The sequence below is a fragment of the Micromonospora sp. BQ11 genome (genome assembly GCF_052068135.1).
In the GTDB taxonomy this organism is placed as follows: Bacteria; Actinomycetota; Actinomycetes; order Mycobacteriales; family Micromonosporaceae; genus Micromonospora.
This window is the reverse complement of sequence record NZ_JBQHDB010000002.1, coordinates 232,136-251,982: the sequence shown is the minus strand read 5'-3', so window position 1 is coordinate 251,982 and position 19,847 is coordinate 232,136. Positions and strand designations below refer to the sequence as shown.

The 19,847-nt window shown below is 75.9% G+C and carries 19 protein-coding genes; 10 read left to right on the top strand and 9 right to left on the bottom strand.

Features of this window, described 5'->3' with window-relative positions:
* The first annotated feature begins 129 nt into the window (after window positions 1-129).
* Complete coding sequence (locus ACTMSW_RS05120) at window positions 130-522, top strand: Rv2175c family DNA-binding protein (RefSeq protein WP_441179259.1); 393 nt, start codon at window positions 130-132, stop codon at window positions 520-522.
* Window positions 523-700: 178 nt separating this feature from the next.
* Here ACTMSW_RS05120 and ACTMSW_RS05115 read toward each other — a convergent pair whose 3' ends face one another.
* The gene (locus ACTMSW_RS05115; RefSeq protein ID WP_441179258.1) at window positions 701-1,783 is read right to left on the bottom strand and encodes a polyprenyl synthetase family protein; all 1,083 of its coding nucleotides are present in this window, start codon (window positions 1,781-1,783) and stop codon (window positions 701-703) included.
* A gap of 9 nt (window positions 1,784-1,792) precedes the next feature.
* Window positions 1,793-2,230 carry a helix-turn-helix domain-containing protein gene (locus ACTMSW_RS05110; protein WP_441179257.1) on the bottom strand — a complete coding sequence of 146 codons (438 nt, stop codon included), beginning with the start codon at window positions 2,228-2,230 and terminating at the stop codon, window positions 1,793-1,795.
* 304 nt (window positions 2,231-2,534) lie between these two features.
* Between ACTMSW_RS05110 and metF the strand changes: the two genes are divergently transcribed.
* Together metF and ACTMSW_RS05100 are read left to right on the top strand one after the other, a co-directional pair.
* A complete protein-coding gene (gene metF / locus ACTMSW_RS05105; RefSeq protein WP_441179256.1) occupies window positions 2,535-3,452 on the top strand; it encodes a methylenetetrahydrofolate reductase [NAD(P)H] in 918 nt (305 codons plus the stop codon).
* Window positions 3,453-3,496: 44 nt separating this feature from the next.
* The gene (locus ACTMSW_RS05100) at window positions 3,497-4,186 is read left to right on the top strand and encodes a CDP-alcohol phosphatidyltransferase family protein (protein WP_441179255.1); all 690 of its coding nucleotides are present in this window, start codon (window positions 3,497-3,499) and stop codon (window positions 4,184-4,186) included.
* Window positions 4,187-4,291: 105 nt separating this feature from the next.
* On the opposite strand, the gene ACTMSW_RS05095 is transcribed toward ACTMSW_RS05100, so the two are convergent.
* The 7 genes from ACTMSW_RS05095 to ACTMSW_RS05065 all read right to left on the bottom strand — a co-directional run bounded on the left by ACTMSW_RS05095 (window position 4,292) and on the right by ACTMSW_RS05065 (window position 10,694).
* Window positions 4,292-5,779: a phytoene desaturase family protein gene (locus ACTMSW_RS05095; protein ID WP_441179254.1), complete on the bottom strand. Its 1,488-nt coding sequence runs from the start codon at window positions 5,777-5,779 to the stop codon at window positions 4,292-4,294.
* Window positions 5,780-5,788: 9 nt separating this feature from the next.
* Window positions 5,789-6,916 carry a glycosyltransferase gene (locus ACTMSW_RS05090; protein WP_441179253.1) on the bottom strand — a complete coding sequence of 376 codons (1,128 nt, stop codon included), beginning with the start codon at window positions 6,914-6,916 and terminating at the stop codon, window positions 5,789-5,791.
* Window positions 6,913-7,761, bottom strand: coding sequence for a carotenoid biosynthesis protein (locus ACTMSW_RS05085; RefSeq protein WP_441179252.1), 849 nt, complete (start codon window positions 7,759-7,761; stop codon window positions 6,913-6,915). The genes ACTMSW_RS05090 and ACTMSW_RS05085 overlap by 4 nt, the downstream gene beginning before the upstream one ends.
* Window positions 7,758-8,327 (bottom strand): GNAT family N-acetyltransferase, encoded by a 570-nt coding sequence (locus ACTMSW_RS05080; RefSeq protein WP_441179251.1) that lies wholly within the window; start codon window positions 8,325-8,327, stop codon window positions 7,758-7,760. The genes ACTMSW_RS05085 and ACTMSW_RS05080 overlap by 4 nt, the downstream gene beginning before the upstream one ends.
* The gene (locus tag ACTMSW_RS05075; protein ID WP_441179250.1) at window positions 8,324-9,055 is read right to left on the bottom strand and encodes a monooxygenase; all 732 of its coding nucleotides are present in this window, start codon (window positions 9,053-9,055) and stop codon (window positions 8,324-8,326) included. The genes ACTMSW_RS05080 and ACTMSW_RS05075 overlap by 4 nt, the downstream gene beginning before the upstream one ends.
* Complete coding sequence (locus ACTMSW_RS05070) at window positions 9,052-9,540, bottom strand: YbaK/EbsC family protein (protein ID WP_441179249.1); 489 nt, start codon at window positions 9,538-9,540, stop codon at window positions 9,052-9,054. The genes ACTMSW_RS05075 and ACTMSW_RS05070 overlap by 4 nt, the downstream gene beginning before the upstream one ends.
* 185 nt (window positions 9,541-9,725) lie before the next feature.
* Window positions 9,726-10,694: an EamA family transporter gene (locus ACTMSW_RS05065; protein WP_441179248.1), complete on the bottom strand. Its 969-nt coding sequence runs from the start codon at window positions 10,692-10,694 to the stop codon at window positions 9,726-9,728.
* 492 nt (window positions 10,695-11,186) lie between these two features.
* On the opposite strand from ACTMSW_RS05065, the gene ACTMSW_RS05060 reads away from it, so the two are divergent.
* The 7 genes from ACTMSW_RS05060 (at window position 11,187) to ACTMSW_RS05030 (ending at window position 19,838) form a co-directional block, all read left to right on the top strand.
* Window positions 11,187-11,636, top strand: coding sequence for an SAV_6107 family HEPN domain-containing protein (locus ACTMSW_RS05060; protein ID WP_441179247.1), 450 nt, complete (start codon window positions 11,187-11,189; stop codon window positions 11,634-11,636).
* 101 nt (window positions 11,637-11,737) lie between these two features.
* Window positions 11,738-12,535, top strand: coding sequence for a hypothetical protein (locus tag ACTMSW_RS05055; RefSeq protein ID WP_441179246.1), 798 nt, complete (start codon window positions 11,738-11,740; stop codon window positions 12,533-12,535).
* Complete coding sequence (locus ACTMSW_RS05050; protein ID WP_441179245.1) at window positions 12,532-14,208, top strand: DNA polymerase Y family protein; 1,677 nt, start codon at window positions 12,532-12,534, stop codon at window positions 14,206-14,208. Before ACTMSW_RS05055 ends, ACTMSW_RS05050 begins: the two co-directional genes overlap by 4 nt.
* 21 nt (window positions 14,209-14,229) lie before the next feature.
* Window positions 14,230-17,598, top strand: a complete 3,369-nt coding sequence (locus tag ACTMSW_RS05045) for an error-prone DNA polymerase (RefSeq protein WP_441179244.1) — start codon at window positions 14,230-14,232, stop codon at window positions 17,596-17,598.
* A gap of 101 nt (window positions 17,599-17,699) precedes the next feature.
* Entirely contained in the window at window positions 17,700-17,876 is a 177-nt protein-coding gene (locus ACTMSW_RS05040) for a hypothetical protein (protein ID WP_441179243.1), read from the top strand.
* A 37-nt stretch (window positions 17,877-17,913) separates the two neighbouring features.
* The gene (locus tag ACTMSW_RS05035; protein ID WP_441179242.1) at window positions 17,914-18,681 is read left to right on the top strand and encodes a methyltransferase domain-containing protein; all 768 of its coding nucleotides are present in this window, start codon (window positions 17,914-17,916) and stop codon (window positions 18,679-18,681) included.
* Complete coding sequence (locus ACTMSW_RS05030; protein ID WP_441179241.1) at window positions 18,678-19,838, top strand: alkaline phosphatase family protein; 1,161 nt, start codon at window positions 18,678-18,680, stop codon at window positions 19,836-19,838. Before ACTMSW_RS05035 ends, ACTMSW_RS05030 begins: the two co-directional genes overlap by 4 nt.
* Window positions 19,839-19,847: the final 9 nt, after the last annotated feature.

The window sequence follows — 19,847 nt, the reverse complement described above, 5'->3', positions numbered from 1 at the left end:
GCGCTCGTACCGCTGCGTACCTGCTCGGCCGGGGTGCCCGGGGACGACCGGTCGGGCCCGACCCGCCGGGGGTTCGGCGGTGCGGGGTGCCGTTGGCCCGGACCGGGCGGGACGTGGCAGGGTGATCGGGTGACCGACTCCGTACCCGCCGACCAGGGCGCATTCGACGCCGACCTCGCCGGCCCCGCCGACCCGGCGGGCTGGCTGACCCTGCCGGACGTCGCCGAGCGCCTCGACGTGTCGATCAGCAAGGTCCACCAGATGATCCGGGACCGCGAACTGCTGGCGGTCCGCCGCGCCAACGTACGGCGGATCCCGGCGGACCTGGTGGCCAACCAGACCGTGCTGAAGCATCTGCCCGGCGTGCTCAACCTGCTGTCCGACGCCGGCTACGACGACGAGGCCGCGTTGCGCTGGCTGTACGAGCAGGACGACACCCTGCCCGGCGGCACCCCGGCCACCGCGCTCGGCGGCGACCAGGCCCGCGAGGTCAAGCGCCGCGCGCAGGCCCTCGGCTTCTAAACCGCCCGCCCCGCACCCACCCACCCACCCACCCGGCCCTGGCCCCCCGGCCCGGCCCGGCCCGGCCTCCGGCCCTGCGCGTCGATCAGGAAGTTGTTGTCGTGACACGCCGCTGCGGCTGACAACAGCTTCATGATCGACCCAGGGGGCCGGGGGGCGGGGGCGGGGTGGTGGGTGGTCAGGCGGGCCGCCGGGTGGCGGCGATGGCCAGGTCGACGAGGGCCTGGCGGGCCTCGGTGTCCAGGTCGACGGTGGTCAGCGCGGCCAGCGCGGCCTCCGTCAGCGTGGCGATGCGGTCTTCGGCGCGGGCCAGCGCGCCGGTGTCGGTGATCAGCTCGCGGAGCCGGACGACGCCCGCCTCGTCGAGCGCGGGGTCACCGAGGCCGCCGAGCAGCAGCTCCCGGCCCGCCTCGTCGGTGGCCTCCAGCGTCGCCGCCACGAGGTAGGTCCGCTTCCCCTCCCGCAGGTCGTCGCCGGCCGGCTTGCCGGTCTGCGCCGGGTCGCCGAACACGCCCAGCACGTCGTCGCGGAGCTGGAACGCCTCACCCAGCGGCAGCCCGTACGACGAGTACGCGGACCGGATCTCCGCCGGCGCGTCGGCCAGCGCGGCGCCGAGCAGCAGCGGCCGCTCGACCGTGTACTTCGCCGACTTGTACCGGGCCACCTTCCCCGCCCGCTCCAGGGAGGTGTCGCCGGTGGCCTGGGTCAGCACGTCGAGGTACTGCCCGACGGTCACCTCGGTGCGCATCTCGTCGAAGACCGGCCGCGCCCGGGCCACCGTCGCCGGCTCCAGCCCGGCGGAGTGCAGCAGCTCGTCGGACCAGACCAGGCAGAGGTCGCCCAGCAGGATCGCGGCGGCGTCGCCGAAGCCGTTCGCGTCGCCGCCCCAGCCGGCCGCACGGTGCCGGGCGGCGAACCGTCGGTGTACCGCCGGTTCGCCCCGCCGGGTGTCCGAGCGGTCCATGAGGTCGTCGTGGATCAGGGCGCTGGCCTGCACGAACTCCAGCGCCGCCAGGGCCGTGACCACCTGGTCGGTGTCCATCCCGCCGGCCCCCCGGAACCCCCAGTACGCGAAGGCCGGCCGGAGTCGCTTGCCGCCGCCGAGGACGAACGCCTCGATCGCCTCGGCCACCGGCGCGAGGGCGTCGTCGACCCCGGCCATCCAGGTGCGCTGGGTCGCGAGGAACTCGGACAGGGACTTGTCGATCCGTTGACGCAGCCCGGCGCGGTCGACGGGAGAAACGGGAGCAGCGTGGGTCACCCCACGACGCTAGCGGGTCCCGGCGGTCCCCGGCGTACGGCCGGGGGCCGGACGCGCCGTCCGGTCGCCGGGGCCCCGACGACCGGACGGACGACCGGGGCCCGACGGCGCCCGGGGCGGGTACGGACCGGCCCCCGCCACGGCCGCCCGGAAGCGCCGGGCGGCCCGCTCGTCGGCGTCCCCGTCCAACCGGCGGGTGCGGACCGCCGCCTCCACCAGCGTGTCGAGCGGGACGGCCAGCACGACGGCGAGCCAACCCAGCCAGAAACCGCCGGGGACGCGCAGGTGCCGCTCCCACCGGGAGACCTCGTGCCGGCTGAGTGTCGGCACGCCGGAGGCGGCGCAGAGCTCGGCGGCGAGTCTGCTCTGGCTCCACCCCCGGGCCAGACGGAGGTGGGCGAGCAGCGGTCCGAGCAGCGGCGGGCCGGATGGGGCGGGTGAGGTCATCGGGTCTCCGGGGCGGGCGTCGGCGGACGGTGGCGCGTCACCCCGAGCGGGTCGGCACGCCACCGCGTCGGATGGCTGACCCCCGCGCGTGCCCCCGGCCACCCGGCCCTCCGGCCGGCCGCCCCGCGCTGCCCCCATGACTATCCCGGGGGTACGACGCTTTCCGCCCTCCGGGCACCCCGCCTGCGCGTACGTCCCCGCCGGCGACCGGGCCCGGCGGGGTACGCCGCGCCGGCGTCCCACACCGTGCCCACCGGTCGGTAAGGCGGTAGGTGCAAGGGGCGCCGCCCGCTAGAGTCGTGACGTGGCGCTCGGTCTTCCCTCGGTCCTCCCCAATCCGCAGCCGGCGATCGGGGAGCTGATCCGCGAGCATCAGCCGACCTTCTCCTTCGAGTTCATGCCACCGAAGACGACCGACGGGGAGCGCCTGCTCTGGCAGGCGATCCGCGAGCTGGAGTCGCTGCGCCCGTCGTTCGTGTCCATCACCTACGGCGCCGGCGGGTCGACCCGGGACACCACGGTCGCGCTCACCGAGCGGATCGCCACCGAGACCACCCTGCTGCCGATGGCCCACCTGACCGCGGTCAACCACTCCGTGGCCGAGCTGCGGCACGTCGTCGGCCGGCTCGCCGGGGCCGGCGTACGCAACGTGCTGGCCGTGCGGGGTGACCCGCCGGGCGACCCGACCGCCGAGTGGGTCCCGCACCCGGAGGGCGTGCTCTACGCCGAGGACCTGGTCCGGCTGGTGCGCGACTCCGGCGACTTCAGCGTCGGCGTCGCGGCCTTCCCCTACAAGCACCCGCGCTCGCCCGACATCGCCGCCGACACCGCCTACTTCGTGCGCAAGTGCCGGGCCGGCGCGGAGTTCGCGATCACGCAGATGTTCTTCGACGCGGACGAGTACCTGCGGCTGCGGGACCGGGTGGCCGCCGCCGGCTGCGACACCCCGATCCTGCCCGGCGTCATGCCGGTGACCCAGATCGGCACCATCGCGCGCTCGGAGCAGCTCTCCGGAGCGCCCTTCCCACGGGCGCTCGCCGAGCGGTTCGAGCGGGTCGCCGACGACCCGGAGGCGGTACGCCGGCTCGGCGTCGAGCAGGCCAGCGAGATGTGCGCGCGACTGCTCGACGAGGGTGTACCGGGGATCCACTTCATCACCTTCAACCGGTCGACCGCCACCCGGGAGATCTGGCAGAACCTCCAGGCCGGCGCGCGGGTGTGAGCGGGCGTGCCGCGACACCTGATGCCCTCCGCGACGGTTGATCCGTGGTGGGCACACAGCTGAACTGGGACCAGTACGCCACGGCCTGGGCACGGCTGCACGGAGGCTTCGACCCCCGGGCGGCGGCCCCGGTCGTCCGCGCCTGGCTGCGCTTCGCCTACCACATCGGTTTCGTGCTCGGCCGCCTGAAGGTCGGCCCCACCCCGGTCACCGCGGTCGGCGTGCTGCTCTGCGCCTGCGTGCCGCTGTTCGTCGTACGCCCGCAGGACGGGCCGTTCCTGGGCGCGCTGTTCGTGCTGCTCGCCTCGGTGGCGGACAGCGTCGACGGGGCGGTGGCGGTGTGCACCGGGCGCACCACCCGGCTCGGCTACGTCTACGACTCGCTGGCCGACCGGTTGGGCGAGGTCGCCTGGCTGGTCGCCTTCTGGCTGATCGGCGCGCCCGGCGCCCTGGTCGTCACCGCCGGCGCGCTGTCCTGGCTGCACGAGTACGTCCGTGCCCGGGCGATCTCCGCCGGGATGCGGGAGATCGGCGCGGTGACCGTGGGGGAGCGTCCCACCCGGGTCTCGGTGGCCCTGGTCGGGCTGCTGCTCGCCGGCCTGACCGGGCTGATCGAGCCGGACCTCGCCGCCGGCACCATCACCATGGCGACGGCCGTCTGGGTGCTCCTGGCCGGCTTCGGCCTGGGGCAGTTGCTCTCCACCGTCCGCCGCGCCCTCGTCGACGCCGGCTGAGCCGCGCGGCCGCCTCCCGCCGCCGAACGGCTCCCGCGGTGTTAACCGGGGGCCCTTCCTCTACCGCAGGCGTTAAGCGGGGGCCCTTCCTTACACACCCGACGCCTACCAGGCGGGGCCGATCTCGTCGGCGACGATCTGGGCGGACAGGGTCACCATCGGCAGGCCACCGCCCGGGTGGCTGGAGCCGCCGACGAGCCAGAGCCCGTGCGCCGGCCCCCGGTTGGCGGGGCGCAGCAGCCCACCGGCGGTGCCGTAGATCGACCCGCCGGGCGCGCCGGTCGCCGCGTCCAGGTCCGCCGGGGTGCGGATCTCCCGGAACACCAGCCGGTCGCGGACGTCCATGCCGCGCTCGGCCAGCACGTCCAGGATCCGGTCCGCGTACGCCTCGGCGAGCCCCGGCCGTCGCCAGTCGACCGCCCCGGTGGCGGTGCCGTGGCGGGCGGCGTTGACCAGCACGAACCACGCCTCGTGTCCGGCCGGCCGGACCGACGGGTCGTCGGCGACGGTGACGAAGACCGTCGGGTCCACCGCCGGACGGGCCCGGACGCCGTGCCCCGGCCGGCCGAAGACCGCGTCGAACTCGGCGTCGTAGTCGCGGGGGAAGAAGACGTTGTGGTGGGCCAGCCCCGAGTCGCCGGACACGCCGAGCAGCAGCACGAAGCCGGCGAGGCTGCGGTCGGTGAGCCCGGTCAGGCGGCGCGGGGAGGGCAGCAGGTCCCGGTAGACCGTCAGCGCGTCCACGTTGGCCACCACCACGTCGGCGGGGACCGGCGCGGCGACACCCGCCAGGCGTACGCCGTGCACCCGCCCGCCGGCGGCGTCGATCCGGGTGACCGTGGCGCCGGTCTGGACGACCACGCCGAGGTCCAGGCAGCGGGTCAGCAGCGCGTCGGCGAGGGTGCCCAGCCCGCCGCGCAGGTACCAGCCGCCGAAGGCCAGCTCGGCGTACGGGACGGCGACCAGGGCGGCCGGGGCGCGGCGCGGGTCGGCGCCGGTGTACGTGGCGTACCGGTCCAGCAGCATCCGCAGCCGCGGGTCGGACAGGTGGCTGCGGCCCAGCCCGCGCAGGGTGCGGCCGGGCCCGATGGCCGCGAGGTCGCCCAGCCGCCAGGCCAGCGCGGCCAGGTCCCGGGGCGAGTCGATGGCGCGGCGCAGGATGTCGCGGTGCGACGCGGCCCAGACCCGCTCGGCGCGGCGCCACAGCCGTCGCCAGTCGGCCGCGGACCGGTCGCCGAACGCCGCGCCGATCCGGGCGGTGAACTCCGCCGGGTCGGCGCACGAGTCGAGCGTGGGTCCGCCGTCGGGGAACACGTGCCGCACGATCGTGTCCAGCGGTACCAGGTCGAGGTACTCGTCGAGCTTCGCGCCCGTCGCCTCGAACAGGTCGTGGAAGACGTCGGGCAGCGTCAGCAGGCTCGGCCCGGTGTCGAAGTGGAACACCCCGGCCGGGGTGTCGTGCGAGTACCGCCCGAGCTTGCCGCCGACGGTGTCGGCCCGCTCGAAGACGGTGACCTCGTGTCCGGTGGCGGCCAGCCGGGCGGCGGTGGCCAGCCCACCCACCCCGGCGCCGACGACCACGATCCGCGCCATGTCGCCCTCCTAGGTGACCGGGCGGCCACGCCAGGACAGGCGGCGCCGCTTCCGCAGATGGTACGACCGCAGGGTCAGCCAACCGAGGACCACGACCGACACGGGGTGTGCCAGCGCGTCGGGCCACCACCGTCCGCCGGTCGCCCGCGCGCTGACGACCCGGCCGGCCACCCCGACCAGGTACGCGGCCAGCCCCACCCCGGCCACCGCGGGCGCGCCGGCCAGCAGCGCCCCCAGCGCGACCAGCGGGGGAGCGGTGTAGAGCAGGAGCAGCAGCGCCACCACGGCCGCCGCCGCGCCCGGGTGCCCGAACGAGGCCCACAGCGACTTCGAGTAGCCGTCGCGCAGCTGCGGCCAGTCGGAGTACATCCGGCAGGACGCCAGCCGGGAGCCGTCGGCGAGGGCGATCCGGCCGCCGGCCCGTTTGACCGCCCGGGCCAGCTCGACGTCCTCCAGCACGCTGGCGGCCACCACGGCGTGCCCGCCGGCGGCGGCGTACCCGGCCCGGTCGACGACGAGGAACTGCCCGCCGGCCGCCGCCAGGGACGGCCGCGGCGAGCGCTCCATCGCCCGCAGCGGCAGGAAGGTCAGCCACAACCACTGCAGCAACGGCTGCACGAGCCGGTCGGCCGCCGTCGCCACCAGGATCCGGGGGTACGGCGACAGCAGCGTCACCCGCGCGGCGCGCAGCTCGGCGACGGCCGCCGCCACCGCGTACGGGTGCAGGACCACGTCGGCGTCGACGAAGACCAGCGCGGTGGCCGCCGGGTCGGCCCGGGTGGCGAGCTGCCAGCAGGCGTGCGGCTTGCCCAGCCAGCCCGGCGGCGGGGCGACCCCGGTCAGCAGGGTGACCCGGGGGTCGTCGCCGACGACCGCGCGGACCACGTCGGCGGTGCCGTCGGTGGACCCGTCGTCGAGCACCACGATCCGCAGGGCCGGCACGCCCCGCTGGGCCAGCAGCGCCTCCAGGCACGGGGTGACCCGCGCGGCCTCGTCGCGCAGCGGCAGCAGCACCGCCACCGGCTCGGTCACCTCGACCGGCCGGTCGGTGAGGCGGCGCAGCCACCGGCCGGCGTTGACCACGGTGTGCCCGGTCAGCACGGTGACGCCGAGCAGCAGCACCAGGGCAGTGATCATGCCGGCACGTCGACCCGGGTACGTCGAGGCCGGCTGTCCCGGTCACCGCGCCGGGCCCGGTACAGGGTCACCGCGAGCGGCACGGCGGTCACCGACATGCCCACCGCGCCCCACAGCGCCGAGGCGGGCAGGGCGAGGAAGACCGCGTGGGCGAGCACGCTGGAGAAGTAGGTCCACAGGTAGAGCGCGGCCATCGGGTCGTCCCGGGAGTCGGTGACCGCCACGGCCGTCCCGGCGAGGGGACGCAGCGCGCTCATCATCAGCACCGCGAACAGGAGCCACCCGAGGTAGTTGCTGACCGGGATGCCGGGCAGGCCGGGCAGCGCCGGGGTGGCGTCCCGCCAGAGCCAGTAGCCCTCGGCGACCATCTGCGGGTCGAGGAAGAGGTCCCAGGTGGCCAGCCCCAGGGTGGCCAGCGCGATCCGCCGCAGCGTACGGCCGGCGGCGAGGCCACCCGCGCCGGTGGCCCGGTCGGCGCCTCCGGTCAGACGGACGGCCGCCAACCAGGCCGGCCAGGCCATCCAGGTCCACGCGAGCGGGATGATCAGCGGTACCCCGGCGAGCTTCGGCCCGAGCTGGCCGGAGTAGTCGTAGCTGCCGAACGGGAAGCCGGTGGCCACGCCCAGCGCCTCGATGGCGAACCCGCCGCCGGTGGCCACCGCGACCAGCGCCGCCGCCGTACGTGGGCCGCGGGTGAGCAGCGCGTGGCCCACCGACAGCAGGTAGCCCAGCACGACCGTGGCCACGGTGAGCCGGGCCCGGGTGGTGCCGGTGGTCAGCGGGTAGCAGATCTGCACCAGCACCAGCACGGCCAGCAGCGCCCAGGAGAACCGCCGCGCGGTCACGCCGCACCCGGTGCGGGTGCGGCGGGCGCGGGCAGCGGAAGGTTCCGGCCGAGCACGCCGAACGGGCGCTCGTCGCCGGGGAAGTGGAAGTCGCGCAGGATGTCGACGAAGCCGAACCGCCGGTACAGCCGCCAGGCCCGGGACCGCTGCTCGTCGGCCTCCGGCGTGGACAGCAGCGTGGTGGCGCCCTCGGCCATGGTCAGCAGGGCCCGTAGCTGCCGGGCGCCCAGGCCGTGCCCCTGCGCCGGTGGTCGGACGTGCAGCTCGACCACTTCGAAGCAGTACGTCAGCCAGCGCTGGCGGGCCGTCGGGTCCAGGGCGCGCCACACCTGGTCGTGCCACCACTGGCCGGGTGCGCCGAGGTAGCCGTAGCCGAAGCCGGCCAGGTGCCCCTCGCTGGTCAGGCTGGCCACCGCACGGAAACCGGGGCGGCGGACGTGGGTGGCGATGTAGCCGCGCCGGGCGTCCAGCAGGTCGGTGCGGTACCCCATCGCCTCGCCGTAGACGGCGACCACGTCGTCCAGTCGTCGGACGAGGTCGTCCGGTGTCCACCGCACCAGCCTCATGCTCTACCCCTGTCAACCGCGTCGCCGTCCGCGACCCACCCCAGCACCGCCCGGTCGCCGACCACGTCGCGCACCTCGAACCGCGCGAAGAGTTCCTCCGCGTACCACCCTTCCGTGGGGGTTCGCGTGATCGCGGCGCGGTGCTCCGGGTGACGGTACGCGAACGCCACCAGGTCCGTCTGGTCACGCCACACGCTCACCGTGCCCTGCCAGCCCAGCGGCGCCTCGCCGACCCCGAAACGGGCCAGCAGGCCGGGCGCGGTGTGCAGCGCGGCGGCCACCGGCGGGATCGCCCGCCAGAAGGTGGCCGCGCGGGCGGGTCGCAGCCGGGCGCGGGTCAGCGCCAGCACCGGCCCGCCGGACCGGCCGCCGGGCGGGTCACCGAACGGCCGCCGGCCGGACCACTCGCCCCGGCTGCTCAGCGGGCGCAGGTCGACCCGGACGGAGGCGCGGGCGATCCGGGCCCAGGCCCGCCCGACCGGGGAGTCGTCGAAGCCGGCCGCCGCGGCGGGGGAGTCCCACACGGTCAGTGCCGCCCAGCGGGTCAGGTCGGCGTCGTTCGGCCCGAAGCCGGTGCCGGTTCCGGTGCCGAGCAGCTTGCCGAACCGGACGCCGTCGGAGGCCCGCAGCCGGCGCGGGTCGAGCGCCATCCGGGTCAGCGCGCGGGGCAGCGCGGCCCGGGACGTACGCCAGACGTGCAGGGTGACCAGCTCGGGAACGGTGTTCACGCCACCTCGGTGGGGGTGCCGGCGGTGACCCGCAGCAGCTCGGAGTACGTGGTGGGGAAGACCGCCCGCGGTACGCCCCCGGCCGCCCAGATCTCGTCGTACGTCTCCAGGGCCGTGTCCACCAGCGTGCGCAACGGCGCGGGGTGACCGACCGGCGCGACCCCGCCGATCACCTGTCCGGTGTGCTCCTTGACGAAGCGGGGGCTGGCCCGGCGCAGCTGGGTCACCCCGAGGGACGCGGCCAGCTCGGGGGTGTCCACCCGGTGCGCCCCGGAGGTGAGCACCAGCAGGGGCGCGCCGTCGGCCTCGAAGACCAGCGAGTTGGCGATCTGTCCGACCTCGACGCCGAGTACGGCGGCGGCGGCCGCCGCGGTGTGGACGGCCTCGGGCAGCAGGCGGACCTCGGTGGGCGCGCCGGAGCCGTCGCGGGCGTCGGCGTCGTCGAGCGCCTCCTGCACCGCCCGCACGTTCGGGTGTGGCTGCATGCCGCCATTCTTCCCGGTACGTCCCGACGACGTTCAGCCCCCCACACCCCCGCCCGCTCCACCCTGCCCCGCCCGTCGCCGCCCCGCCGCCGCGATCTTGCACTTCGTGCCGTGGCGAAAGGTGCAGAGGGGCCCATATCGGCGACCCAAAGTGCAAGATCGCGAGTGGGAGGGGCGGGGAGGGGTCAGTGGGGGGCGGTGATGGGGTCGGGGGCGGGTGGGGCTGTCACGCGGGGTGGGTCTACGCGGGCGGTTTCGGCCAGTGCGACGCCGACCAGCACCAGCAGGCCGCCGCTGAGTTGGGCGGCGTTGAGTGCCTCGCCGGCACCGATGACCGTCCACGCCACCGCCGCGGCGAGGACCGGCTCCACCATGCCGACGATCCCCACGCTGGTCGCCGGCAGGTGCCGCATCGCCCCGGCCACCAGCAGGTACGGCACGATCGAGCCGAGCACCACCACGTACGCGCAGAGCAGCGCCACCGGGGCCCCACGGTCGGTGTCGGCGGTCAGCGGCTCCCAGCCGCCGGTGCCCGCGACGACCCCGCGGGTGAGCAGGCCGGCCACGGCCGAGGCGCCGAACGCCCAGGCGCACAGGGAGAGCGTGTCCCGCCGGGCGACCCCGCGCGCGCCGAGCACGTAGTAGACGGCCAGGAGGGCCGCGGCGCCGAGACCGGCCAGCACACCGATGCCGTCCAGCTTCAGCTCGCCCCAGACCTCGGCCACGCAGCCGAGGCCGACCAGGCTCAGTGCCAGACCGGCCCAGAGGCGCGGGCGGACCCGGTGACGCTGGCCGAACCGGGCCCAGAGGGCCACCATCAGCGGCGCGGTGTACTCGAACAGCAGCCCGATCCCGACCGGCAGCCGGGAGATGGCGACGAAGTAGAGCATCGGTACGCCGAAGAAGCCGGTCAGGCCGTACCCGACCAGCAGGGGCAGTTCGCGGGGGGTGACCCGGAGTCGCCGGGCGCCGGGGGGCACCAGCAGGCACAGCACCAGCAACCCGACGAGGGCGCCGACCGCCCGCAGCAGGGTGAGCTGCTGGGGGTCCAGGCCGGCCCGGAGCACCAGCTTGGAGACGGTGCCGTTGACGGCGAACAGCGCACCCGAACCGAGCACCATGGCCACGCCGAGGACGGGGCGCGGGGTGGTCACCAGCGGAGGCTACCGACCGCGCGGTGAGGGCCGACGTGCCGGGCGCTCGTCACCCGGGGTGCGGGTGTGCCGTACGCCGTGCTGCGCGGCGGTGGGACCGGACGCGTCGTGCGTTGCTTTTTTGTCGGAGGGAGGGTGTACTGTCAGCAGCAGTTAGAACGAGTGTTCGATTGCCTCGTACGCCCGTTCCAACCAGCCCGGGATGGTGTTTCGCGGCGCCGGCCCGGGCGGTGCGGCTCCGCGGGCCGCACCCAGGGTTCCGGACAGTCGCGAGTCCGGCACCCGTCAGGCAGGAGCGTCGCCCGCCGCCCACGACCCCCGGGCGGCGGGCGACGAACCCGCCGGTACGCCGGCCGGGTGTGGTGTGGGGAAGCATCCACACCCGGCCGGCCCCCACCCGGTGCGTCTTCCTCCGCACCACTCGACCCGGCGTCCCGCCGACGGGCAGTTCCGTCGCGGGGCAGTGACCTGGCCACGTGGAGGAGACAGTCCATGCCGACGAACCCGGCTGAGGCACCGACGGTGCCCGCGCACGTGCTGCCGCACCGCACCCCGGCGCAGCTTCTCGCGGTCGCCCGGCACGGGCTGGCCGAGGCCGCCCAGACCCGCCCCGACGGCCTGCGGTACGCCGCCGCGCACCTGGCCGCGCTCCGCGCCGCCGCGGCCCTGCTCGCCGCCCGCGCCCGTCCCGCACCCACCCGGCGCAACCGGGTCACCAGCGTCTGGGTCCTGCTCTCCGGTGTCGCTCCCGAGCTCGACGAGTGGGCCCGGTTCTTCGCCCTCGGGGCCGGCAAGCGGGCCGCCGCCGAGGCCGGCATTCCGCGCGTGGTGACCGCCCGGGAGGCCGACGACCTGCTGCGGGCCGCCGAGGAGTTCGTCACGGTGGTGGAGACCGCGCTCGGCGTGGTCCACCAACCGGCGCTCGACGGTCTCGCCGCCTGACCTCCGCGGCGCCGTCTCCCGGGTTCCGACCCCGGGAGACGGTGCCGGCGTGGTTTTGAGTTGTCACCCAGCACGTACCAGCACGACGGGGGGTAGGTCCGATGGCGGGCCGCATGGTGGTCGGTTCCGCCGCACTGGCTGGTCTGGTGCGCCCGGCGAGCGCACCGGATCCGGCGGGCGGCCACCGGGTGCTGCCGGTGGCCCCCGAGCTGACCGGGCTGCTGCCCAACCGGGGACTGCGTCGTGGCAGCACGATCGCGGTCGCCGCCGAGCAGCCCCGGCGCAGCGGCGGCACCTCGCTGATGCTGGCCCTGCTCGCCGAGGCGTCCCGCGCCGGCTCGTGGTGCGCGGTGGTGGGGGTGCCGACCTTCGGGGCGGGGGCCGCGGCCGAGCTCGGCATCGCCCTGGACCGGCTCGCCCTCGTACCCCACCCGGGTCCGGAGTGGGCCACCGTCGTCGCCGCGCTGATCGACGGGGTGGACGTGGTGGTCACCGCCGTGCCGGCGGCGGTCTCCGCCCCGGTGGCCGCCCGGCTCGCCGCCCGGGCCCGGCAGCGGGGCAGCGTGCTCGTTCCGTACGGGCGCTGGGACGGCGCCGACGTGACCCTTCAGGTGGTCCGGGGGGCCTGGGAGGGACTCGGCCCGGGCCGGGGCCGGCTGCGGCGCCGCGAGGTGACCGTCTCGGCACGGGGACGCGGGGCGGCCGCCCGACCCCGGGAGATCACGCTCTGGCTGCCCGGCGACGGGCTCACCCGGGTCATCCCCGGGTCCGCCCGCGCCACCCCGGTCGCCTCGGTCACCGGTCGGTCGGCCGCCGGTCGGCTCCGCGCCGTGCCGTCGGCCGCCGTCGCCGACCCGTCCCGGCGGGGGAACACCCTCACCCTGGCGGGTCCGGCATGACCGGCCGGTCGGACGGTCCGGTGCGGACGGTGCTGCTCTGGTGCCCGGACTGGCCGGTGATCGCCGCCGAGATCGTCGACGGGGTGCCCGCCACCGGCCCGGTCGCGGTCCTGCACGCCAACCGGGTGATCGCCTGCTCCGAGCAGGCCCGCGCCGAGGGAGTGCGCCGTGGCCTGCGCAGACGCGAGGCGCAGGGCCGCTGTCCGCAGCTCACCGTCGTCGACCACGATCCGGGGCGGGACGCCCGGGCGTTCGAGCCCGTGGTCGCCGCCGTGGAGGAGCTGGTCGCGGGCGTCGAGGTGGTACGCCCCGGCGCCTGCGCGGTGCCCGCCCGGGGACCGAGCCGCTACCTCGGGGGCGAGGAGGCGGCCGCCGAGCGGATCGTGGAACACGTCGCCCAGACCTGTGCGGTGGAGAGCCAGGTCGGCATCGCCGACGGGGTCTTCGCCGCCGGGCTGGCCGCCCGCGGCGGGCGGATCGTCGCACCGGGGACGACACCGGAGTTCCTCGCCGAGCTGCCGGTCGAGGCGCTCGGCCGGCCGGACCTGGCCGACCTGCTGCGTCGGCTCGGTGTGCGTACCCTCGGTGACTTCGCGGCGCTGCCCGCCGGGGACGTGCTGGCCCGGTTCGGCTTCGACGGCGCGCTGGCCCACCGGCTGGCGGCGGGGCGGGACCACCGCCCGCTCGCCGTCCGGCGTCCCCCGGTCGACCTGACCGTCACCGCGGAGCACGACGATCCGCTCGACCGGGTCGACGCGGCGGCGTTCGCCGCCCGCGCCCTGGCCGAGCAGTTGCACGACCGGCTCGCCGGGCACGGGTTGGCCTGCACCCGGTTGGGCATCGAGGCGGTCACCGCGCACGGCCAGGAACTGCACCGGGTCTGGCGGCACGACGGTCTGCTCACCGCAGCGGCCATCGCGGACCGGGTGCGCTGGCAGCTCGACGGCTGGCTCTCCGGCGGCAACGCCCGGTCCGGGGCGCGCCCGAGCCGCCCCACGTCGGGGATCATCCGGCTCCGGCTGGTCCCCGACGGCGTGATCGCCCAGGCCGGCCTCCAGTCCGGGCTGTGGGGGGAGACCGGCGAGGAACGGGAGCGGGCGCACCGGGCGTTGAGCCGGGTGCAGGGCATCCTCGGCCCCGAGGCGGTGATGACCGCGGTCCTCGGCGGCGGGCGGTCTCCGGCCGACCAGGTGCGCCTGGTCCCCTGGGGGGACGAGCGGCTCCCGGCCCGCCCCGGCCCGCCGGCGCTCCCGCGATCCCCGGACCCGGAGTCCCCGGCCCCGTCGTCCCCGCCTCCGGCACGATCGCGGGGTACGGCGGCGCGGCGTCCGGTGCGGTCGGCCGAGCCACCCTGGCCGGGACGCCTTCCGCCACCGTCGCCGGCCGTGGTGCTGCCCGAACCACTCCCCGCCGCCGTGCACGACGCCGGCGGCGAGCCGGTCGTGGTCAGCGCGCGTCTGCTGACCAGTGCCGCGCCGGCCCGGCTCACCGTCGGGACGGCCCGTCCGGTCGAGATCGTCGGCTGGGCCGGCCCCTGGCCGGTCGACGAGCGCTGGTGGGCGCCGGCCGAGGCGCGGCGCCGGGCCCGGTTCCAGGTGTGTCTCGCCGACGGCTCCGCCCTGCTGCTCGCGGTCGAGGCCGGCCGGTGGCTGGTGGAGGCCATCTATGACTGAGCATCCGCCCGGGGCGCTCCGATGAGCTTCCACAACCCGAATCAGCCCTGGTCCGAGCTGGAGCGGGTGCTGTCCGGCCGCGGCCGGGGCGGGGGCACGCCCCACCACGAGCGGCACCTGCACGTGGTGGACCCCCTCGCCGTGGACGCCGACGGTGGCGACTCCCCGGCCTGGACCCGCAAGCGTCAGCAGTACGAGGCGCCGGACCTTCCCCGCCCGGACGGCGCGGTGCCGTACGCGGAACTGCACGCCCACACCAACTTCAGCTTCCTCGACGGGGCCAGCCACCCCGAGGAACTGGCCGAGGAGGCCGCCCGGCTGGGCCTCACCGCGCTCGCCGTCACCGACCACGACGGCTTCTACGGGGTGGTGCGCTTCGCCGAGGCGGCCCGTGAGCTGCACCTGCCGACGATCTTCGGCGCCGAGCTGTCCCTCGGGCTGCCCGGCCCGCAGAACGGCGAACCCGACCCGCTCGGCGCGCACCTGCTGGTACTCGCCCACGGCCACGAGGGGTACGCCCGGCTCGCGTCCGTCATCTCCCGGGCCCAGCTGCGCGGCGGGGAGAAGGGCCGCCCGGTCTACGGGGAACTGGAGGAGGTGGCCGCCGAGCTGCGCGACCACGTGCTGGTGCTGACCGGTTGCCGCAAGGGGCACGTACCGGGGGCGCTGCTCACCGGGGGGGTCGACGCGGCGGCCCGGGAGCTGGACCGGCTGACCGCGCTGTTCGGGGCGGAGACGGTGGCGGTGGAGCTGACCGACCACGGGCACCCGGTCGACGCGGACCGCAACGACGCCCTGGCCGAGCTGGCCGCCACCGCCGGGCTGCCCACGGTGGCCACGAACAACGTGCACTACGCGACCCCGGGCCGGCGACGGCTGGCCACCACGGTCGCCGCCGTACGGGCCCGGCGCAGCCTGGACGAGATCGACGGGTGGCTGCCCGCCGCCGCCACCGCCCACCTGCGCAGCGGCGCGGAGATGGCGGCCCGGTTCGCCGCGTACCCGGGTGCGGTGGCCCGGGCCGCCGAGTTCGGCGCGGAACTGGCCTTCGACCTCCAGTTGGTCGCGCCGACGCTACCGGCGTACCCGGTGCCGCCGGGGCACACCGAGATGAGCTGGCTGCGGCACCTGACGGAGCAGGGGGCGCGGGAGCGGTACGGCCCGCGTGAGGCGCACCCGCGGGCGTACGCGCAGCTGGACCACGAGCTGCGGATGATCGAAGACCTCGGCTTCCCGGGCTACTTCCTGGTGGTCTACGACATCGTCGCGTTCTGCCGTGCGCAGGACATCTACTGCCAGGGGCGGGGCTCGGCGGCGAACTCGGCGGTCTGCTACGCGCTGCGGATCACCAACGTGGACGCGGTCCGGCACCGGCTGCTCTTCGAGCGGTTCCTCGCCCCGGAACGGGACGGCCCGCCGGACATCGACGTGGACATCGAGTCCGACCGGCGGGAGGAGGTGATCCAGCACGTGTACGCCCGGTACGGCCGGGAGCACACCGCCCAGGTCGCCAACGTCATCTCGTACCGGCCCCGGTCGGCGGTGCGGGACGTGGCGAAGGCGTTCGGTTTCTCGCCGGGCCAGCAGGACGCGTGGAGCAAGCAGATCGACCGGTGGGGTTCGGTGGCGTCGGTGGACGTCGAGGACATCCCCGAGCAGGTCGTCGCGTACGCCAACGAGTTGCAGACGTTCCCCCGGCACCTGGGCATCCACTCCGGCGGCATGGTGATCTGCGACCGGCCGGTGATCGAGGTCTGCCCGGTGGAGTGGGGGCGGATGCCCGGCCGCAGCGTGCTCCAGTGGGACAAGGACGACTGCGCCGCCGTCGGGCTGGTCAAGTTCGACCTGCTCGGCCTCGGCATGCTCTCCGCGCTGCACTACGGCTACGACATGATCGGGATGAGCCTGGACCTGGGTGACATGACCCTGGACGACCCCGAGGTCTACGACATGCTCTGCCGGGCCGACTCGGTGGGGGTGTTCCAGGTGGAGAGTCGCGCCCAGATGGCCACCCTGCCCCGGCTGAAGCCACGCGAGTTCTACGACCTGGTGGTCGAGGTGGCGCTGATCCGGCCCGGCCCGATCCAGGGTGGCTCGGTGCACCCGTTCATCCGCCGCAAGAACGGCCAGGAGCCGGTGGAGTACGCACACCCGCTGATGCGCAACGCGCTGGAGAAGACGCTCGGCGTGCCGCTGTTCCAGGAGCAGCTGATGCAGTTGGCGATCGACCTGGCCGGGTTCGACGCCGCCGAGGCGGACCAGTTGCGCCGGGCGATGGGCGCCAAACGGTCCGCCGAGCGGATGGCCCGGATCGCCGAGCGGCTCTACGGCGGGATGGCCGAGCGGGGCATCACCGGCGAGCTGGCCGACGACGTCTACCGGAAGCTGTCGGCGTTCGCCAGCTACGGCTTCCCGGAGAGCCATGCGATGAGCTTCGCGTACCTGGTCTACGCCAGCTCCTGGCTCAAGCGCTACCACCCGGCGCCGTTCCTGGCCGCCCTGCTCAACGCCCAGCCGATGGGTTTCTACGCGCCGCAGACCCTGGTCGACGACGCCCGCCGGCACGGGGTGGAGGTCCGCCGTCCGGACATCAACGCCAGTGGCGCGAAGGCGGTCCTGGAGTCGACCCCGCGGACCCGCTGGGGGAGCGTGCCGGGGGAGCCGCCGCACGCCTGGGGGCTGGGTGGTCCGGCCGTACGCCTGGGGTTGTCCGGCGTGCGGACCCTCGGCGACGAGGTGGCCGAGCGGATCGAGGCCGAACGGACGGCGCACGGGGCGTACCGGGACATGCCGGATCTGGCCCGGCGGGTGGGTCTGACGGCCGCGCAGCTGGAGGCGCTGGCCACCGCGGACGCCTTCGCCTGCTTCGGGCTGTCCCGGCGGCAGGCGCTATGGGCCGCCGGCGCGGCGGCCCAGGACCGGCCGGACCGGCTCCCCGGGACGGTGACCGGCGCGACCGCGCCGGTGCTGCCCGGCCTGGAGGCGGTGGACCGGCTGGTCGCCGACGTGTGGGCGACCGGGCTGTCGCCGGAGAGCCACCCGGCCCGGTTCATCCGGCCGCAGCTGGACGCCCTGGGCGCGGTGCCGATCGCCCGGCTCGGCCGGGTGGAGCCGGGCCGGCGGATCCAGGTCGGCGGGATCGTCACGCACCGGCAGCGCCCGGCGACCGCCGGCGGCGTCACCTTCCTGAACCTGGAGGACGAGACGGGCATGCTCAACGTCACCTGCTCACCGGGGCTGTGGCAGCGGTACCGGAAGGTGGCTCGTACCAGCGCCGCGCTGGTGGTGCGGGGCCTGCTGCAACGCCACGAAGGAGTGATCAATCTCACCGCCGACCGGCTGGAGGCGATCGAGCCGCCGGTCAGCCCCGCCTCCCGCGACTTCCGCTGACGGCGGGAGTGATCCACATTACGGTTTTCCGCCCCGTCCAGCGGGAGACTTGCAGCCCGCACGGGCAGAGTCGCCCGCGCGCACGAGGGGGAACGAGACCGATGACGGGCAATCGCGCGTACAACGGCGGGGTGGCCAACTCCCGCCGGACCCGACTGGGCGCCGGCTGGGTGCCGGCCCACCACACCGAGCCTCGCCAGTACGAGGTCACCGAGGGCCCGGTCGCCAACGCCCTGCGCTCCCGCGCCGAGGAGAACGGCACCGACGGCGAGGCCTGACGGCCCGACGGGCGGGTCCCCGGCGGGTCTGGACCAGGTGACTAGGCTCGGCGGGGTGGAGCAGACCCGAGGCCGCCTCGCCGGGCCGCCGCTGACCCCCCGTACCGCCGTGATCTGGTCGGTGCTGCGCGCCGAACTGGACCGCCGTGGGGACACCCCGTTGACCGTGCTCGACGTGGGTGGCGGCACCGGCGGCTTCGCCGTACCGCTGGCCCACGCCGGGCACCGCGTCACCGTGGTCGACGCCAGCCCCGACGCGCTCGCCGCACTGACCCGACGGGCCGCCGAGGCCGGGGTCGCCGACCGCGTACGCGCCGTGCAGGGCGACGGTGACGCGCTTGCCGGACTGGTCGAGCCGGCCAGCGCCGACCTGGTCCTCTGCCACTCCGTCCTGGAGGTCGTCGACGACCCGGCGCCGGTGGTGGCCGCACTCGCCGCCGCGTTGCGCCCCGGCGGGGCCGCCAGCGTGCTCGTCGCGGGCCGGGCGGCCGCCGTGCTCGGCCGGGCGATGAACGGTCACCTGGACGTCGCCGCGACGCTGGCCGACGACCCCGCCGGCACCGCCGGACCACGGGACACCGCCCGCCGGCGGTACGACGCCGAGGGCGCCGCCACGCTGCTGGCCTCCGGTGGGCTGGTGGTCGAGGAGATCCACGGCGTACGCGTCCTGGCCGACCTGCTGCCCGCCGCCGTCGCCGACGGCCAGCCGACCGCACTCATCGAGTTGGAGCGGGCACTCGCCGCGCGGGCTCCCTGGCGCGACCTCGCCGCCCAGCTGCACCTGTTCGCCCGCCGGCCGGCATGAGCGGTCCCCCCGGGCCGCTGGAGATCGTCGCGCCCCGCTACGGCGAGGCGAGTCTCGCCGACGTCCTGCCGGCCGTGCTCGCGGTGCTCGGGGTGCCCGGAGCCGCCGACACGCTCGGCCTGCGCGCCACCCTCGACGGGGTACGCCGCATCGCGGTCCTGCTGGTCGACGGCCTCGGCTGGCACCAGATCCCGACCGCCGCCCCGTACGCCCCGACCCTGGCCGGGTTGGCCGCGACCGCCGGTCGCCCGCTCACCTCCGCCTTCCCCTCCACCACACCGACCAGCCTGGTGACGCTCGGCACGGGCACCGCGCCCGGCGCGCACGGGGTGCTCGGGTTCACCCTGCGGATACCCGGGACCGACCGGGTGCTCAACCACGTGGAGTGGGTGGCCGACCCCGAGCCGTTGCACTGGCAGCCGGTCCCCACCCAGCTTCAGCGGGCGCAGGCGGCGGGCGTCGCGGTGACCGTGGTGAGCCGGCCCGAGTTCGGCGGCAGCGGGCTGACCGTGGCCGCCAACCGGGGCGGTGACTACCGGGGCGCGACCGGCGTCGACGCGCTGGCCGGGCAGATGCTCACGGCGCTCGCCGCCGGCTCCGGGCCCACCCTGGTCTCCGGCTACCACCCCGACCTGGACCGGCACGGCCACCTCACCGGCGTCGACTCGGTGCCCTGGCGGACCGCCGCCGCGGACGTGGACCGGCTGCTCGCCCGACTCGTCGACGGGCTGCCGCCGGACGCGGCGTTGCTCGTCACCGCCGACCACGGCCAGCTCGACATCCCGGTCGGACACCGCGTCGACCTGGACACCGACCCCCGGTTGCGTGCCGGGGTGACGGTGGTGGCCGGTGAGCCCCGGGTCCGCTACCTGCACGTCGAGCCGGGCGCCCGGGACGACGTGATCGCCGGCTGGTCGACGGTGCTCGGCGACACGGCCCGGGTGCGGACCCGGGAGGAGATGGTCGCCGACGGCTGGTTCGGCCCGGTGCCCGAGGAGCACCTCGCCCGGATCGGCGACGTGGTCGTCGTCAGCAACGGCACCCACGCGGTCCTCGCCAGCCGGTCCGAGCCGCCGATGGCGTCGCGTCTGGTGGCGTACCACGGTGCCGACACCGCGGCGGAGATGACCATCCCCCTGCTGGTCGTCCGGGGTTGACCGCCCGGC

What these genes read in the sequence shown, in the direction of transcription:
- ACTMSW_RS05110 (WP_441179257.1), bottom strand. Translation starts at nt 2,230, where the DNA reads ATGACCTCACCCGCCCCATCCGGCCCGCCGCTGCTCGGACCGCTGCTC.
- ACTMSW_RS05050 (WP_441179245.1), top strand. Translation starts at nt 12,532, where the DNA reads ATGACCGGCCGGTCGGACGGTCCGGTGCGGACGGTGCTGCTCTGGTGC.
- ACTMSW_RS05095 (WP_441179254.1), bottom strand. Translation starts at nt 5,779, where the DNA reads ATGGCGCGGATCGTGGTCGTCGGCGCCGGGGTGGGTGGGCTGGCCACC.
- ACTMSW_RS05060 (WP_441179247.1), top strand. Translation starts at nt 11,187, where the DNA reads ATGCCGACGAACCCGGCTGAGGCACCGACGGTGCCCGCGCACGTGCTG.
- ACTMSW_RS05045 (WP_441179244.1), top strand. Translation starts at nt 14,230, where the DNA reads ATGAGCTTCCACAACCCGAATCAGCCCTGGTCCGAGCTGGAGCGGGTG.
- ACTMSW_RS05040 (WP_441179243.1), top strand. Translation starts at nt 17,700, where the DNA reads ATGACGGGCAATCGCGCGTACAACGGCGGGGTGGCCAACTCCCGCCGG.
- ACTMSW_RS05070 (WP_441179249.1), bottom strand. Translation starts at nt 9,540, where the DNA reads ATGCAGCCACACCCGAACGTGCGGGCGGTGCAGGAGGCGCTCGACGAC.
- ACTMSW_RS05055 (WP_441179246.1), top strand. Translation starts at nt 11,738, where the DNA reads ATGGCGGGCCGCATGGTGGTCGGTTCCGCCGCACTGGCTGGTCTGGTG.
- ACTMSW_RS05090 (WP_441179253.1), bottom strand. Translation starts at nt 6,916, where the DNA reads ATGATCACTGCCCTGGTGCTGCTGCTCGGCGTCACCGTGCTGACCGGG.
- ACTMSW_RS05030 (WP_441179241.1), top strand. Translation starts at nt 18,678, where the DNA reads ATGAGCGGTCCCCCCGGGCCGCTGGAGATCGTCGCGCCCCGCTACGGC.
- ACTMSW_RS05080 (WP_441179251.1), bottom strand. Translation starts at nt 8,327, where the DNA reads ATGAGGCTGGTGCGGTGGACACCGGACGACCTCGTCCGACGACTGGAC.